This is a genomic window from Actinoallomurus sp. NBC_01490 (assembly GCF_036227085.1).
Lineage (GTDB): Bacteria > Actinomycetota > Actinomycetes > Streptosporangiales > Streptosporangiaceae > Actinoallomurus > Actinoallomurus oryzae.
The window spans coordinates 5,412,431-5,428,163 of record NZ_CP109433.1; the positions used below are offsets into that span (position 1 = coordinate 5,412,431).

12 protein-coding genes are annotated in these 15,733 nt (G+C 69.0%); 6 read left to right on the forward strand and 6 right to left on the reverse strand.

Annotated elements, in window-relative coordinates:
- Positions 1-29: 29 nt before the first annotated feature.
- The 6 genes from OG417_RS25290 (at position 30) to OG417_RS25315 (ending at position 7,637) form a co-directional block, all read left to right on the forward strand.
- Positions 30-509 (forward strand): cyclic nucleotide-binding domain-containing protein, encoded by a 480-nt coding sequence (locus OG417_RS25290; RefSeq protein ID WP_329260910.1) that lies wholly within the window; start codon positions 30-32, stop codon positions 507-509.
- Positions 506-844, forward strand: a complete 339-nt coding sequence (locus OG417_RS25295; RefSeq protein ID WP_329260913.1) for a hypothetical protein — start codon at positions 506-508, stop codon at positions 842-844. Before OG417_RS25290 ends, OG417_RS25295 begins: the two co-directional genes overlap by 4 nt.
- Positions 845-930: 86 nt before the next feature.
- Positions 931-1,335, forward strand: a complete 405-nt coding sequence (locus OG417_RS25300) for a nickel-dependent hydrogenase large subunit (RefSeq protein WP_329260916.1) — start codon at positions 931-933, stop codon at positions 1,333-1,335.
- Positions 1,332-1,772, forward strand: a complete 441-nt coding sequence (locus tag OG417_RS25305) for a hydrogenase maturation protease (protein WP_329260918.1) — start codon at positions 1,332-1,334, stop codon at positions 1,770-1,772. Before OG417_RS25300 ends, OG417_RS25305 begins: the two co-directional genes overlap by 4 nt.
- A 159-nt stretch (positions 1,773-1,931) precedes the next feature.
- Positions 1,932-3,722 carry a molybdopterin-dependent oxidoreductase gene (locus OG417_RS25310; protein ID WP_329260920.1) on the forward strand — a complete coding sequence of 597 codons (1,791 nt, stop codon included), beginning with the start codon at positions 1,932-1,934 and terminating at the stop codon, positions 3,720-3,722.
- Positions 3,723-3,983: 261 nt separating this feature from the next.
- On the forward strand, positions 3,984-7,637 hold the full coding sequence (locus OG417_RS25315; RefSeq protein ID WP_329260921.1) for a hydantoinase B/oxoprolinase family protein: 3,654 nt from the start codon (positions 3,984-3,986) through the stop codon (positions 7,635-7,637).
- A gap of 18 nt (positions 7,638-7,655) precedes the next feature.
- Here OG417_RS25315 and OG417_RS25320 read toward each other — a convergent pair whose 3' ends face one another.
- The 6 genes from OG417_RS25320 to OG417_RS25345 all read right to left on the reverse strand — a co-directional run bounded on the left by OG417_RS25320 (position 7,656) and on the right by OG417_RS25345 (position 15,538).
- Positions 7,656-8,987: a phosphoribosyltransferase family protein gene (locus OG417_RS25320; protein WP_329260925.1), complete on the reverse strand. Its 1,332-nt coding sequence runs from the start codon at positions 8,985-8,987 to the stop codon at positions 7,656-7,658.
- Between the two features lie 104 nt (positions 8,988-9,091).
- On the reverse strand, positions 9,092-10,006 hold the full coding sequence (locus tag OG417_RS25325) for a universal stress protein (RefSeq protein WP_329260927.1): 915 nt from the start codon (positions 10,004-10,006) through the stop codon (positions 9,092-9,094).
- Positions 10,003-10,950, reverse strand: coding sequence for a universal stress protein (locus OG417_RS25330; protein ID WP_329260930.1), 948 nt, complete (start codon positions 10,948-10,950; stop codon positions 10,003-10,005). Before OG417_RS25330 ends, OG417_RS25325 begins: the two co-directional genes overlap by 4 nt.
- A 91-nt stretch (positions 10,951-11,041) precedes the next feature.
- Positions 11,042-11,533 (reverse strand): DoxX family membrane protein, encoded by a 492-nt coding sequence (locus OG417_RS25335; protein ID WP_329260933.1) that lies wholly within the window; start codon positions 11,531-11,533, stop codon positions 11,042-11,044.
- A 117-nt stretch (positions 11,534-11,650) separates the two neighbouring features.
- Positions 11,651-12,628 carry a rubrerythrin family protein gene (locus tag OG417_RS25340; protein WP_329260935.1) on the reverse strand — a complete coding sequence of 326 codons (978 nt, stop codon included), beginning with the start codon at positions 12,626-12,628 and terminating at the stop codon, positions 11,651-11,653.
- A 261-nt stretch (positions 12,629-12,889) separates the two neighbouring features.
- Entirely contained in the window at positions 12,890-15,538 is a 2,649-nt protein-coding gene (locus OG417_RS25345) for a cation-translocating P-type ATPase (RefSeq protein ID WP_329260937.1), read from the reverse strand.
- Between the last annotated feature and the right edge of the window lie 195 nt (positions 15,539-15,733).

The window sequence follows — 15,733 nt, forward strand, 5'->3', positions numbered from 1 at the left end:
CGCGCTGGGGGAGGAGCGGGAGGAACGACGTGACTGAGCGTCCGTCCGGATCTCTTCTCGCCGCCAACGGATTCTTCCGGGGCATGCCGGCCCACTACCTGGACGGGCTGGCGGCCGTGGCCCGCACCGAGGGCCTACGTGCCGGTCACCGTCTCTTCGACGAGGGCGGTCCGGCGGACCGGTTCTGGCTGATCCGGTCCGGTCGCGTCGTGCTCGATCTCCATGCGCCCGCCCGCGGCGACTTGATCATCGAGTCGCTCGGACCCGGGTCGGTGCTGGGCTGGTCGTGGCTGTTCCCGCCCTACGAATGGAGGTTCGGGGCCGTCGCGGCGGAGCCGGTCAACGCCATCGCGTTCGACGCCGCGGCGGTACGAATCCGGTGCGCCGCCGATCCCGCGCTCGGGTACGAGCTGACCCGCCGGTTCGCCGCGGTCATGCTCGACCGGCTGCAGAACACCCGCATGCGTCTCCTCGACCTGTACGGCGCGCCGGCCGGAGGTGCCTGGTGACCGCGATGGCGCCGACGCCGTACCGGGTGATGTCCCGGCGGGTGGAGACCCACGATGTGGCGACTCTCACCCTCGAACCGTGCGGCGCGGCGATCGCGCCGGTCCGGCCCGGGCAGTTCACCATGCTGTACGCCTTCGGCGTCGGGGAGGCGCCGATCTCGGTGAGCCGCGCCGGGTCCCTCCTCGAACAGACCATCCGCGACGTGGGCGCGGTCAGCCACGCCCTGCACGAGGCCGGGCCTGGACAGATGTACGCCTTGGAGCACCGTGACTCCTACGGCGACATCACTCGACGGCCCTGCACGCCCGCCTCGCCGGAGGCGGGCGTTACCTGACCGGCCCGCTGGCGCGTTACGCGCTCAACCGGGACCGGCTGTCGCCGCTCGCCCGTGACGCCGCACGCACGGCGGGCCTCGGACAGGTGTGCCGCAATCCGTTCCAGAGCATCGTCGTACGCGCCGTCGAGGTCGTCTACGCGGTCGAGGAGGCGCTACGGCTCATCGAGGCGTACCGGCCGCCGCCCGGACCGTTCGTCGCCGTACCACCGCGCGCGGGCATCGGGCACGGGGCGACGGAGGCTCCGCGAGGCGTGCTGTTCCACCGCTACGAACTCGACCCCGCCGGCGTGATCGGCTCGGCGCGCATCGTCCCGCCGACCTCGCAGAACCAGGCGGCGATCGAAGACGACATGCGCGCCGTGGTCCAGGCGCGCCTCGAACTGGACGACGATGCGCTGACCGCGGTGTGCGAACGGGCGATCCGCAACTACGACCCCTGCATCTCGTGCGCGACGCACTTCCTCGACCTGACCGTGGAGCGCTCGTGATCGTCATCGGAGTCGGCAACGAACTCCGCCGCGACGACGGCGCCGGTCCGGCCGTCGTCGACGAGCTGCGGAGCCGGCCGGTGGAGGGGGCGACCCTTGCGGTCTCCGACGGAGAGCCGAGCCGCCTCCTCGATCTGTGGGCCGGGGCGGACCTCGCCGTCGTGGTCGACGCCGTTCCGTCCACCGACGAGCCCGGCCGTGTCCGCGAACTCGACGCCGTGGGCGGTGCCGTGTCGGACACGAGCAGCCACGCTCTGGGCCTCGGCGTCGCGACACGGCTGGGGGAGGCCCTCGGCCGGATGCCCGCCACGATGCGGATCTACCTCATCGAGGGCACCGACTTCGGCTTCGGACCCGGCCTGAGCCCGCCGGTCGTCCGGGCCGTATCCAAGGTCGCCGTCCGGATCACGGCACTCAGCCGCGAAACTCGTCACTAGCCCGAAAAGGCGAGTATTGCAGAATGTCCGATGTTTATCGCGGTAGTGATCCGGCGATCAACCTGGCGTGCTCGGCGTTCCGCGTGGGGGATCATCACCTAGCGCGTCCCGGGAATTCGTCCTTGGCCGGCCCGCGCCGTCGGCGGCTGGGGGCTGAACATGGCCGGTGATGAGCATCGGAGAGGTCACGATGACCGATCGGCCGCGCCGGGGGCTTCCGACCGGGGCCCGGACTGGTTCCGGAGCGGGCTGACACGCGGAGAGGAGGTCGTCGAGCCGGCGACGTGGGCGGGGTCGGTGCCGACCGCGGGCGGGGTGACTCCACGGGTACGCCTCGGCCGCCGATGGTTCAACCTGCTGTGGCTGCTTCCGCTGGGGTTCGCGATCCTGCTCGCGTGTGTCGCCGCCGCCAAAGGGCTACGGAACATGCCGTCGGTGGAGCGGTTCATCGGCGCCTATCCGGGCACCGACGTGAGGGCGGATCGCGGCGATTATCTGGGTATTCCGGCATGGGCGCGATGGTCGCACTTTTTCAACCTGTTCTTGATGGTGTTCATCCTGCGGTCGGGTCTGCAGATTTTGAGCGATCACCCCAGGCTGTACTGGAGTCGGCACTGCACCCCCGGACGCGAATGGTTCCGCTTCCAAAAACCGGTTCCCGCCGAACCGCTGTGGACCGCCAAGCAGGACTCGATCGGCCTGCCCCGCCACGTCGGGCTCCCAGGGATCCGGCACTCGATCGGCCTGGCCCGCTGGTGGCACCTCGGCGTCAACCTGCTGTGGCTGCTCAACGGGCTGGTATTTTACGTGCTGCTGTTCGCCACCCCCCAGTGGAAGCGCCTTGTCCCCACCAGTTGGACGGTGTTCCCGAACGCGGCGTCGGTGGCCGTCCAGTACCTGTCACTGGACTGGCCGAAAGAGCATGGCTGGGTGGCCTACAACGGATTGCAGCTATTGGCCTACTTCGTCACGGTGTTCATCGCCGCGCCCCTGGCGTTGGTCACGGGGCTGGGCATGTCGCCGGCGCTGTCGACCCGGTTCCGGCGGATCAGCCGGGTGGCGAGCATCCAGACCGCACGGTCGCTGCACTTCCTGGTCTTCTGCTGGTTCCTCCTGTTCATCGTCATTCATGTGAGCCTGGTCTTCTCGACCGGTCTGCTGACCAACCTCAATCACATCGGCTCCGGCCGTGACGACAACAGCTGGCTCGGATTTTGGATCTTCATCGGCTGGATGGGGGTGGTCATCGTCGGATGGGCCGCTGCGACACCGTTCACGCTGCGCCATCCACGCGTCATTCAGCGCGCCGGGCGCATGCTCATCGGCGGCTTCCTGCGCTGGTTCGAACACGTGGATCTGCGTCCCGGCGAATACAACGAAAAAGACATCTCGCCCTATTTCTGGCACAACGGCCGCTACCCTGACTTCACCGAGTACAAGACCCTGCAGGCGAGCGGATTCGCCGACTACCGGCTGCGAGTCGGCGGCCTGGTCGCCCACCCTGTCGGGCTGTCCCTGGAGGAACTACGCGCACTGCCCGTCCACACCCAGATAACGCAGCACTTTTGCATCCAGGGATGGTCCGGCGTCGCCAAATGGACCGGCGTGTCCATGGCGACCATCTGCGACCTGGTCGAACCCGATCCCCGCGCGAAATGGGTGGTGTTCTACTCCCTGGGCGAAGGCGCCGACGGCGGCACCTACTACGACGCCCACCCCGTCGAACACATGCGTGGTCGGCTTACGATGCTCGCCTACGATATGAACGATCGGCCACTGTCGTTCGGCCACGGCGCGCCCCTGCGGCTGCGCAACGAGCTCGAACTCGGCTTCAAACAGGTCAAGTGGATCAAGGCGGTCGAGTTCGTCGCCGACTTCTCCGACATCGGTAGCGGCTATGGCGGCTACAACCAGGACCACGAGTTCTTCGGCTACCGACAGCCTCTGTGACCCGACTCATCGCACCCAGGTGCCGTGTCACTCGGGCGATCACGTCGGCGAACTCAGCCGCCGATGATGCGCGCCCGAATCCGAGAAGACGGCCAACCGCTCCCACGCCCGCCTCCGAGGGCCCTGCGAACGAGCGAACGCACAGCGGGCCGGCGCTGGGGTGTGGACCTTCGGCCCTGTCCGGCCGCCTCTGCGTCGTCGAAGGTGGTGTTCGTGCCGTGTGGTGTCACCGAACGTGGCAGAGGGCCAGAGGGGGCTGAGATGGTTCGGGGCTGGGAGTTCTGGATCGATCGTGGTGGGACGTTCACCGATGTCGTGGGCAGGCGGCCCGATGGTGTCCTCATCACGCACAAGCTGCTTTCGGAGGATCCGGATCGGTACCGGGACCCGGCCGTTGCCGGGATCAGGCATGTGCTCGGCACACCGGCCCATGTCCCCGTTCGGGCCGGGCTGATCGAGTCCGTGCGCCTGGGCACGACGGTGGCCACGAACGCGTTGCTCGAGCGCAAGGGTGAGCCGACCGTGCTGGTGATCAGTGAGGGTTTCCGCGACGCGCTGCGGATCGCGTACCAGAGTCGTCCGCGCCTGTTCGATCGGCGGATCGTGCTTCCGAAACTGCTGTACTCCCGGGTGATCGAGGTGCGTGAGCGTGTCGGCGCGCACGGGGAGGTGATCGTGCCTCTCGATGACGACGCGGTGACCTGCGACCTACGGGAGGCGTACGAGGCGGGCTTCCGCTCAGTCGCCGTCGTCTGTATGCACGGTTACCGGTATCACCGGCACGAGTCGCTCATCGGCGAGATCGCACGTGGGATCGGCTACACCCAGGTGTCGGAGTCGCACCGGACCAGCCCGCTGATGAAGCTGGTGTCGCGCGGCGATACCACGGTCGTGGACGCCTACCTGTCCCCGATCCTCGACCGCTACGTCGAGCAGGTGTCGGAGGAACTCCCCGGCGTGCGGTTGATGTTCATGCAGTCCAGCGGCGGGCTCACCGACGCGCGTACTTTTCGTGGAAAGGATTCGATCCTGTCGGGCCCGGCGGGCGGCGTGGTCGGAATGGCCCGCACGTCCGCGGCGGCGGGCCACCGCCGCGTCATCGGATTCGACATGGGCGGGACCTCCACCGACGTCTCCCGCTACGCGGGCGAGTTCGAACGCCGATACGAGACCGAGGTGGCCGGGGTCCGGATACGGGCCCCGATGCTCAGCATCCACACGGTCGCTGCGGGCGGCGGTTCCGTACTCCGCTTCGACGGCGGCCGCTACCAGGTCGGCCCCGATTCCGCCGGGGCCCATCCCGGACCGGCGTCGTACCGCCGGGGTGGTCCACTGACCGTCACCGATGCCAATGTCATGCTCGGCAGGATCCAACCGGAGCATTTTCCGCACGTCTTCGGATCGACCGGGGATCAGCCGCTCGACGCCGAGGTCGTGCGGGAGCGCTTCGCCGCGTTGGCGACGCGGCTCGGCGACGGTCGTACGCCCGAGCAGGTGGCGGCCGGCTTCCTGGAGATCGCGGTGGCGAATATGGCTAACGCGATCAAGAAGGTCTCCGTTCAGCGCGGCTATGACGTCACCCGATACGTGCTCGCGACGTTCGGCGGGGCGGGCGGCCAGCACGCCTGTGCGGTCGCCGACGCGCTCGGCATGACGCAGGTGCTCATCCACCCGCTCGCCGGTGTGCTCTCGGCCTACGGCATGGGGCTGGCCGACGTGACGGCGATGCGCGAGTCGGCGGTCGAGCGGGCGCTGGACGCGGACGTCCTGCCGGAAGTGACCGGGATCCTCGGAAAGCTTGAGGCGGAGGCCACGGCCGAGCTTCAGAACGAGGGAGTGGCGGACGATCGGATCCGCTCGGTGCGTCGTGTGCACCTACGGTACGCGGGCACCGACACCGCCCTCGTGGTACCGGCTGGCACGGTACCCGCGATGGTCCACGAGTTCGAGGAACGCTATCGGCAGCGCTTCTCCTTCCTCATGCCGGACCGGCCGATCGTCGTGGAGGCGGCGTCGGTCGAGGTCATGGGCGAATCCCGCGGGGCGGCGGCCGCGGCGGCGAGATGGCGCGGGCGGCACGGCCGTACGGTGTCCGCACGTGTTCCGGTGTATGTCGCGGGTTCGTGGTCTGAGGTCGATCTCTGTCACCGGGAGCACCTTTGCCCGGGAGACACCATCAAGGGGCCGGCGATCATCGCGGAGGCCAACGCGACGACCGTCGTGGACGTCGGCTGGCTGGCCGTGGTGGACGATCTGGGCAACTTGACGCTCACCCGGGTCGAGGCCCGTCCCGCGCGGCGGGCGGTTGGGACCGACGTCGATCCTGTCATGTTGGAGATCTTCAACAACCTGTTCATGTCCATCGCCGAGCAGATGGGCGTGCGCCTGCGGAGTACGGCGCATTCGGTCAACATCAAAGAACGCCTGGACTTCTCCTGCGCGTTGTTCGACCCCGCGGGCAACCTCATCGCCAATGCGCCGCACATCCCCGTGCACCTCGGCTCGATGGGCGAGAGCATCAAGGAGGTCGTCAAGCGTCGTGCGGGCCGGATGAGACCCGGCGACGTGTATGTCCTCAACGATCCGTACCACGGCGGCACCCATCTTCCTGACATCACCGTCGTCACCCCGGTCTTCGGCGAGCGAGCGGGCGACGAACGCGGACCAGCCGCGGGACCGGGAGAGATTCTCTTTTTCGTCGCGTCCCGCGGTCACCACGCCGAGATCGGAGGGATCACCCCCGGATCGATGCCGGCATTCAGTATCCGGATTGAGCAGGAAGGCGTTCTCATCGACGACTGGCTTCTCGTGGACGGCGCGGCGGCCGACGCACGGGGGGAGGGCGGCCGGTTCCGGGAATCCGAGACGATCGACCTGCTGCGCTCCGCGGCTCACCCCTCCCGCAACCCGCTCGACAACATCGCCGACTTGCGCGCTCAGATAGCCGCCAACGAGAAGGGCGTCCAGGAACTGTGCGCCATGGTCGGGTACTTCGGCCTCGACGTCGTCCACGCCTACATGCGTCACGTGCGGGAGAATGCGGAAGAGGCCGTGCGCCGGGTGATCTCCGTATTGCGGGATGGCTCCTACACCTATGAGCTCGACAACGGTGCGATCATCAAAGTCGCCGTCCGCGTGGACCGCGCCGCCCGGATGGCGGAGATCGATTTTACCGGCACCTCACGGCAACTGGAGGACAACTTCAACGCCCCTTCTTCGGTCGCCATGGCCGCCGTGCTCTACGTCTTCCGGACCCTGGTGGCCGAGGACATCCCGCTGAACGCCGGCTGTCTCACGCCGATCCAGGTGAAGATCCCACACGGCACGATGCTCTCCCCCGAAGACCCGGCCGCCGTGGCCGCGGGCAACGTGGAGACCTCACAGGCGGTCACCGGTGCGCTGTACGCCGCGCTCGATGTCATGGCCGAGGGCTGCGGAACGATGAACAACGTCACGTTCGGCGACGACCGTCATCAGTACTACGAGACGGTGGCCGGCGGCTCCGGAGCCGGCGACGGCTTCGATGGCACCTCCGTCGTGCAGACGCACATGACCAACTCCCGGCTCACCGATCCCGAGGTCCTGGAATGGCGCTACCCCGTGCGTCTGGAGAGCTTCGAGATCCGCCATGGCAGCGGCGGTGCCGGGCGCTGGCGAGGCGGAGACGGCGGCAGGCGCCGGATCCGTTTCCTGCGGCCCATGACCGTGACCACGCTCAGCAGTCACCGGCGTATCCGTCCATACGGCATGGCCGACGGCGGACCCGGCGAAGTCGGCCGGCAATGGGTGGAACATGGTGACGGCTCCGTGACCGGCATGCGCGGGTGCGACTCGCTGCCGGTCGCTGCCGGGGACGTCTTCGTCATCGAGACGCCGGGCGGTGGTGGCTATGGCCGTCCGAACCCACCGCGGTGAACCGGCGGCTGGACAGTGTCACGTTTCCCTGGCCGGTTGGGGTATCGGCGCGAGATGGTCGATGAACCATTCCCGCGCGAACCCGGCGGCCGCCTCGAGGGCCCCTGGCTCTTCGAATAGATGTGTGGCGTCCGGGACGACCGCGAGCCGGTTCTCGCCGCGCAGCCGGGCCTGGGCTTGGCGGTTGAGGGTGAGCACGACCTGGTCGAGATCACCGACGATGAGCAGGACAGGTGCGGTGACGCCGGTGAGGCGTGGGATGGCCAGGTCGGGCCGGCCGCCGCAGGATACGACGGCGGGGACGTCCGCGTCCGGTTCGGCGGCGGCCCACAGTGCGGCGGCGGCGCCGGTTTCGGTGCCGAGGTAGCCGATGGGCAGCCCGCCCATCTCAGGCCTTTCACGCATCACGCCGGTGGCGCCGGCCAGGCGGCGGGCCAGCAACTCGATGTCGAACACATTGGACCGGTCGACCTCCTCCTGGACGGTGAGCAGGTCCAACAGCACCGTGCCGAGCCCGGATCGGTTCAGTACCGTGGCGATGAAGCGGTTACGTGGGCTGTGCCGGCTGCTGCCGCCGGCAAGGGCCAACACGACGAACCCGCAAGCACCCTCGGGCACGGTCAGGCGGCCCGCCAGCCGTATCCGTCCGGCGCGCACCTCGACCTCCTCCTCGCGTGTCGGCAGGACGACGCCCGTTGCGCGCGCGGACGGGACGCGCTCGGTCGTCTGCCGCAGGCAGTCCGCCACCGCCCCGTCGGAGACGGGAGCGAAGTCGGCGTACCATTGCCCGATCGCGGCGAATGTCGCGGGTGTCTGCAGGCAGACCAGCTCATCGGCATCCTGTTCCAGCATCGCGATGCGGTGCGGCGATGCGACAGGTATCGCGAGCACCACACGAGCCCCGCCTTGAGCGCGCACGACCTGGCAGGCCGCCCGGGCCGTCGAGCCGGTGGCGACGCCGTCGTCCACCACGATCACGGTCCGCCCGCGCAGCGGCAACCGAGCCCGGCCGCCGCGATAACGTCGTGCGCGACGTTCCAGCTCGACGCGTTCGCGTGCCTCGACCGCGGCCAGTTCATTGGCGGACACCGCCGCCACGCGCACGATCTCCTCGTTGATGATCCGTACGCCGTCCTGACCTATCGCGCCCATCCCGAGTTCCGGCTGGAACGGCAGGCGCAGTCTGCGGACCACGATCACGTCCAGCGGTGCGCCGAGCGCCCGAGCCACCTCGGCCGCGACCGGCACCCCTCCCCGCGGAAGGCCCACCACGACCACGTTCTCGCTCCGCAGATGCCGCAGGCGGTCAGCCAGACGCCGCCCGGCATCGATTCGATCAGCGAACGCCATGACCACAGACTCGGTCGGCAGAGCCGAACACGGCCAGAGGCGATGGTCCCCGTGCTCGGAGGCGTTCATCTCCTCCTTGCGTGTGGGGGTTTCGCCAGAGTCCGTCATGATTCGTGAGTCACGCGCATCCCGCCCGTGGTGTGAAGGTTGCTGTCCGCGGCTCGCCGTACGACCACCAAGGGCCCTCTCGTGCGATGCAGTACGGCATGGCTGACCGAACCCACCCGCAGGCCGGGGAACCCGCCGCGGCCCCTGGCTCCCACGACCAGCAGTTCCGCAGCACCGGAGGCCTCGATCAGGACATCGGCGGGCGCGCCTTCGACGACCTGTTCGAGTACTGGTATGTCGGGATACTTGCTTCTCCATCCCGCCAGGGACTCCGAAAGCAGCCGGGTGCCTTCCCGTTCGACCGCGGCGTCGTCGTAGCGGATCGGGCGCATCTCCGGTGGGTAGGCGGGATGGGCCCAGGCATGAATCGCCCGTAGTCCCACGGCGCGCAAGGACGCCTCCTCCAACGCGAAGCCCAGGGCGTCGATGGAGCCCGCGGAGCCGTCGACACCGACGACGATCTCGGCTCGCCGTGGCCGACTGTCGGTGTCGTGCGGCACGATGACGACCGGGCACGGGGCGTGTTCGGCCGCCTGGCGGCTCACCGAGCCGAGCAACAGTCGGGTGAAGCCTCCGGTCCCGTGTGGCCCCAGCACCAACAGGGCGGCGTCTTCGGCTTCCTGGAGCAATGTGAGGGGGATGGGTCCGATACCGAGCCGGCAATCGACCCGCAGGGATGCGAAGGTCCGGGCCCGTTCTTCGGCGATACGCAGGACCTGTAGCCCTGCGGCCTCCGGCCGTGGCGCCTCCATTTCGGACTCGGCCGGCGCCTCGACGTTGTACTCCCAGCGGACCGCGACGTGCACGATCCGCAACGGCAGCCGTCTTCGTCCGGCCTCGGCGGCGGCCCAGTCCACGGCGTTCAGCGCCGCCGCGGAGCCGTCCACACCGACCACAACGGGTTTGCTCACGGCACCTGACCTTCCGTAGTGGCCGGCCGGACGATGAGCAGGGGGCACGGCGTGTGATGGATCAGCGCCTGGCTGGTCGAGCCCAGCAGCATCCCGGTGAATCCCCCGCGGCCCCGGCTTCCCACCACCAGCAGTTGCGCGTCGGCGGCCAGTTCGAGCAGTCGCTTCGCCGCCCGTCCTCCGGTGACAACGCGCCGCACGGTGACGTCGGGATACTTCTCCTGCCATCCGGCCAGCCGTTCCGCGAGCACCTCCTGCTCCCTCGTCTCGATGTCCTCCCAGTCGATGAAGTACTGGCGAGCGGAGGCGTACGCGATGTCGGAGGGGTACTCGACCCACGTGTGCAGCACCACCAGGTCGGTGCCGCGCGTCGCCGCCTCTTCAAAGGCCGTCGCGAGCGCCGCCTCACTGGTCGGGGAGCCGTCCACGCCGACCACGACCGGTCCATGCGACGGTGGCGTTCCGCCGGCGCCGGTACTGCGGATCACTGCTACGGGGCAGTGACCGTGGGCGACCAGGGCGACGGCGGTGGAACCGGTGAGGAGGCCGCGGAAACCACCCGACCCTCTCGCGCCCAGGACCATCAGGTCGGCGTCGTGGGAAATGCCGATCAGCGCCCGTACGACATTGTCGACCCGCAGGATGGTATCGATGTCCAGTTCGGGGTGATCTCGGCGGATCTCGGTCTTGGTCTTGGCCAGTTGCCGCCGGCCTTCCGCCTCCATCTCCGTGAAAAAGTCACGGGGCGCCGGGAACTGGGCGGCGACTGACGAGACGTCGACGACCTGGATCAGCCGCAGCGGTACCTGCCGGCGTACGGCCTCGTCGGCCGCCCAGCGTGCCGCCTGCAGGGCCGGAACCGAACCGTCCACACCTGCGACGACCGTTCTCCCGGTGCTGTTCTCGGCCATGAGGAATTGCCTTTCGCCGTATCCGGTAGCCATGCGCCCACTGTTTCGCCTGGGAACGCGGGCGGACAGTGCCGAAGGTCCCGTCTCGGCCAGGACCCGACCTCGTCGCCACAGAAGTGCGTGGTCACTTGAGGATCGGAAGGTGGCGGACCAGGGCCGTATGTCCCCACGGCCGTCCGAGCCCGAGGGTGTCGCCGGCCTCGACCAGGGCCAACCCGATGATCACCAGCGCGAAGATGAGCCGGTAGTCCATGAAGACGTTGTTCTCGGGCGGGAGCACCGTGCTCCACATCATGACGCACAAGATGGTCCCGGCGACTGCGGCGATCCGCATGCCGATGCCGAGGATCAGCGCGATGCCCAGCCCGGCGAGTGCGAGCATGAACAGCCAGTCGGCCCACGCCGTCCCGGCGATGCCGTTGTAGAAGCCCTTGAGCGGGCCCTTCGCGGCGTGCTTCAAGAACCCGTAGGTGGGCTGGCCGCCGTTGATCCACGCTTGCTTGCTTGTGGTCTCGTGGCCGAGCCCGAAGAGCTTGTCGAGGAAGGCCCACAGAAAGATCCAGCCGAGCGAGAGGCGGACGAGTGCCCACACGTAGTCGGCGGCTGCCGCCCTCATCGACGTTCGCCGGCTTGGCGCGTGCGCCCGCGGCGTGCGTGGAACACGGCTCTCGTGATCAGTGCCGGACACTCGTCCCCCGTTCCGCTCTTCGGGAGCCTGGTCATGGTGCCCCCGTCAGCGCATCGCGTCCTTGGCTTGCTGGAAGTCGTTGGCGTGGCCGGCTTCGTCGCTGGCGTTGTGGGTGAAGAAGCGCGCGGCTTCGGTGTCGCCTGCGGCCTTGGCGCGTTCGGCGAACCTGGGATACATCGTGGTCGACTCGTAGCGTTCACCGGCGATGGCCTTCGTCAGGTTCTGGTGGGTGGTGCCGACGAGTCCGGCCAGGTCTGCTTCTTCGGCGAAGTGTTCCTGGCGCTCCACGTCGGCGTTCCTCGTGAACAGGCGTCCGACGTCGGCGTTGCCTTCCTTGTTGGCGTGCTTACCCCACAGGGTGTACTTGGCGTATGCGGTCGCCTCGCCGTGCATCGCGGTGTCGAGGTTGGTCTTGGTCTGTTCGGAGCCGACCTTGGGTGTGCCGGCCGGGACCTGGACCGGATGCACCTGCGGTGCGGTGGGAACGGTTCCGCGGCCGGTCTGGACGACGCCGAGCGCGGTGCGGAACGCGTCACGGTGACTGGCCTCGTCGTGGGCGATCTCGGAGAAGCGGTCGGCGGCGTTGTCGTCGCCGGCGCTCCTGGCCTGCTGGGCGAAGCGGGGATACATGGTCACGGCCTCATAGGCCTCCCCGGAGATGGCCGATCGCAGGTTGGCCGCGTTGTCACCGACGGTGCCGCTCAGGTCGGCGGCCTTGGTGAAGTGTTCGTTCAGCTCGATGTTGGCGGCACGTTCGAACAGGTCGGCCACTGATGACAGTCCCTCCCGCCGGGCCTGTTCGGCGTACAGGCGGTAGGAGACATTGGCGAACGCCTCTCCGCGCATCGCCGTCGCGAGGTCGGCACGAGTCTGCGGGCCGGGCGGACGGGCCGATGCCATGGCGGCAGTGGTGGTACCGGTGGGAGCGGCGATGGCCGCAGTGGCGAGAGCGCCGTAGGTTGGAGCGCTCAGTGCGATCGTGGCCGCGCTGCCCAGCAGCGCGCGTACGGCAAGACGCATCATGTTCACCTCAGCTGGGATACGAAGTGCCCGCGGCGCTAACCCACGGACCCGGTCGGCCATGGCGTCCAGGACTGCCTTCGTCACTAGGCGAAATGGCCTCTTGTTGCCATGGTCGAAAGTCGACGGGGGGCCGCTACAGGGGCCCTCGTCCCATTCCCGTGAGGACCTTTGGTTCTCCCGTTCCTGATCCCGTCGGCTCGTTGGGTGACACCAGGCACACCGGTGGCAAAAGGCCGAGCGTGGAACCTAACTCACCGGTGATCAGATCTCTGTGGGCGCGTGTCCGCCCGCCTGCGCGGTGACGGCGTGGGTCCCGGCTGCTGGTGGTGAGGGCCGTCCGGGGTGAACGAGGCGGTCGAGGCGTACCGCGGCGTAGCCGAGGACGGAGAGAGCCAGCGTGATCGCCAGGTCGGCGGCGGTGAGTGGCTGGGTGCCGAGGAGTTCACGCAGCGGCGGAAGGTACAGGCCGGCGAGCTGCAGTGCGAGGGCGGAGGCGACCGCGGCGAGGAACAACGGGTTGGCCCATGATCCTGGTCGGGATCGGGAGCCGAGAGCGACTCCGAGCTGGGCGGCGCCGAGGGCGAGGAACGCCATGCTCTGCCACGGCCGGCCGGTGTGGTGTGCCCAGACGGCCGCTCCGAGGGTGACGGTGGTGAGGACGACGGCGATCCGGAGGACTCGCTGCCACAGGCCGGCGCCCATGATGCTCTGGGCGGGAGGTCGGGGTGGCCGGTCCATGGCGCCGGGTTCGGCGGGTTCGCCGCCGAGAGCGACGCCCGGCAGGCCGTGGGTGAGCAGGTTGATCCACAGGATCTGGGCGGGCAGCAGTGGCAGAGCGAGGCCGAAGAGGGGGCCGAGGAGCATGACGGCGATCTCAGCGGTCCCGCCGGACAGTGCATAGATGAGGAAACGGCGGATGTTGGTGTACACGCGGCGGCCTTCGTCAACGGCCGCGACCACGGTGCCGAGATGGTCGTCGGCCAGGACCAGGTCGGCGGCTTGGCGGGCGACTTCGGTACCCCGTCGGCCCATGGCCACGCCGACGTCGGAGCGGCGCAGTGCCGGTCCGTCGTTGACGCCGTCTCCGGTCATCGCGACCACCTCGCCGTGGTCGCGCAGGGCGGTGATGATCTTGAGCTTCTGGCCGGGAGTGGCACGGGCGAACACGGTGGCGCTGGTGAGATCTACCTCCCGGAGGCCGCGGCAGTCGACGACCAGGTCTCCGGGGCGCATGACGCCCAGTTCGGTGGCGATGGCGCGGGCGGTGCCCGGGTGGTCGCCGGTAATGAGTATCGGGCGGATCCCAGCGTGGCGGCAGGCGGTGATGGTGGCGGCCGCAGCCGTACGGGGCGGGTCGAGGATCGCGATCAACCCGAGGAGGCGCAGGCCCTTCTCCAGATTTTCTTCGGAGCCCGGTGGCGTCGGTCGTTCGGTCTGGGCCACCGCGAGTACGCGGTAGGCGGCCTGGGCGAGGCGGTCCGCGTGGTCGGCGGCCCAGGCGAGCAGGTCCGGGTCGTCGGCCAGGACCGCGGGGTTCAGCATCGCTTCGGGAGCGCCCTTGCACACCACCTGGAAGCCGCCGTCGGGGAGCCGGTGCACGGTGGTCATCCGCTTGCGGTCGCTGTCGAAGGGACGTTCATCGCAACGCGGGAACCGCGCCTGCAGGGCGCCGCGGTCGATATCGAGTTTCGCCGCCGCGGCCAGGAGGGCGGCTTCGGTCGGATCGCCCAGCGCGGCCCACTCTCCGTCGGCCGTGGCGGGCGGGGCCAGCCGGGCGTCGTTGCACAGCGCGGCGGCGGTGAGCAGGGCAGTCATCCCGTACGGCTCAGGCCCGTGGAGTTCCTCGTCGCCGAGGCGGATCGCGCCGACGGGCGCGTACCCGGAACCGGTGACGGCAGCTTCGCCTGCAGGCGTCCAGATCCGGCGTACGACCATCCGGCCCTCGGTGAGGGTGCCGGTCTTGTCGGTGGCGAGCGCGGTGACCGACCCGAGCGTCTCGACGGCCGGCAGCCGGCGGATCAGGGCACTGCGTGAGGCCATCCGGCGGGCGCCCAGCGCGAGTCCGAGCGTGACCACGGCAGGAAGCGATTCGGGGACCGCCGCGACCACCAGGCTGATCGCGGTCACGACCATGAGTTCCCCGGGCAGGCCCCGGACGAGCCCGTCGGCCAGGACGATCGCGCACAGCGCCACGGTGACGCCCGCGAGCAGGCGGCCGATACCGATCAGGTGCCGCTGCAACGGCGTGATGCTCGGGCACTCGGAGAGCATGGCCGCGATCTGCCCGGTCGTGCTCGCCTTCCCGGTCGCGGTGACGACGGCGCGACCGCGGCCCTTGACCAGCGCTGTGCCCGCCGACACCGAGGTGTTATCGGGGACGCTTTCCCAGTCCGCGATCTGTAGGACGGGGGTCTTGCCCACCGGTAGCGATTCGCCGGTCACGGCGGACTCGTCCACCAGCATCGACGCCGCCTCTGTCACGGTCGCGTCGGCCGGGACGATGTCGCCTTCGGCCAGCACCAGCACGTCCCCGACGACGACCTCGGCCGCCGGAATCTGGCACTGAATCCCGTCGCGGAGCACTCGTGCGGACGGCGCGGTCAGGCCGGATAGGGCACTGATCGCGCGGTCGGCGCGAATCTCCTGGCTCACCCCGACCGTGGTGTTCACCGCGATGACCAGGACGATCACGGTCATGTCGGTCCAGTCGCCGGTGGCGAGGGTCAGCGCAGCCGCCACCAGCAGCACCACGATCAGCGGGTCGCGTAGTTGAGCACCGACCCGGCGCCACAAGGGCACCGGGGGCCGTTGCGGCAGAATGTTCAGCCCGTCCCGCACCAGCCGCGCGGCGGCTTCGCCCGATGACAGCCCGGTCGAGGGTCCTCTCGATGTTGTCCCGCGTTCGATCAATCGCTGTCCTCACAGGTGTTGTGTCTTCGCGTGAAGGTCAAGGGATTTGGCTCCAATAGTGGAAAAGGACCGATACCTTTGACAGGGGCGAAGGTCCCGCCGTAACGGGCCCGGCTTCGATCTCACGCGCGCCGACCTGCTGACCGAGGCGCAGCCCGAAATCGGCAGGCTGGATGCCAGATGGGCTTTCGCCCG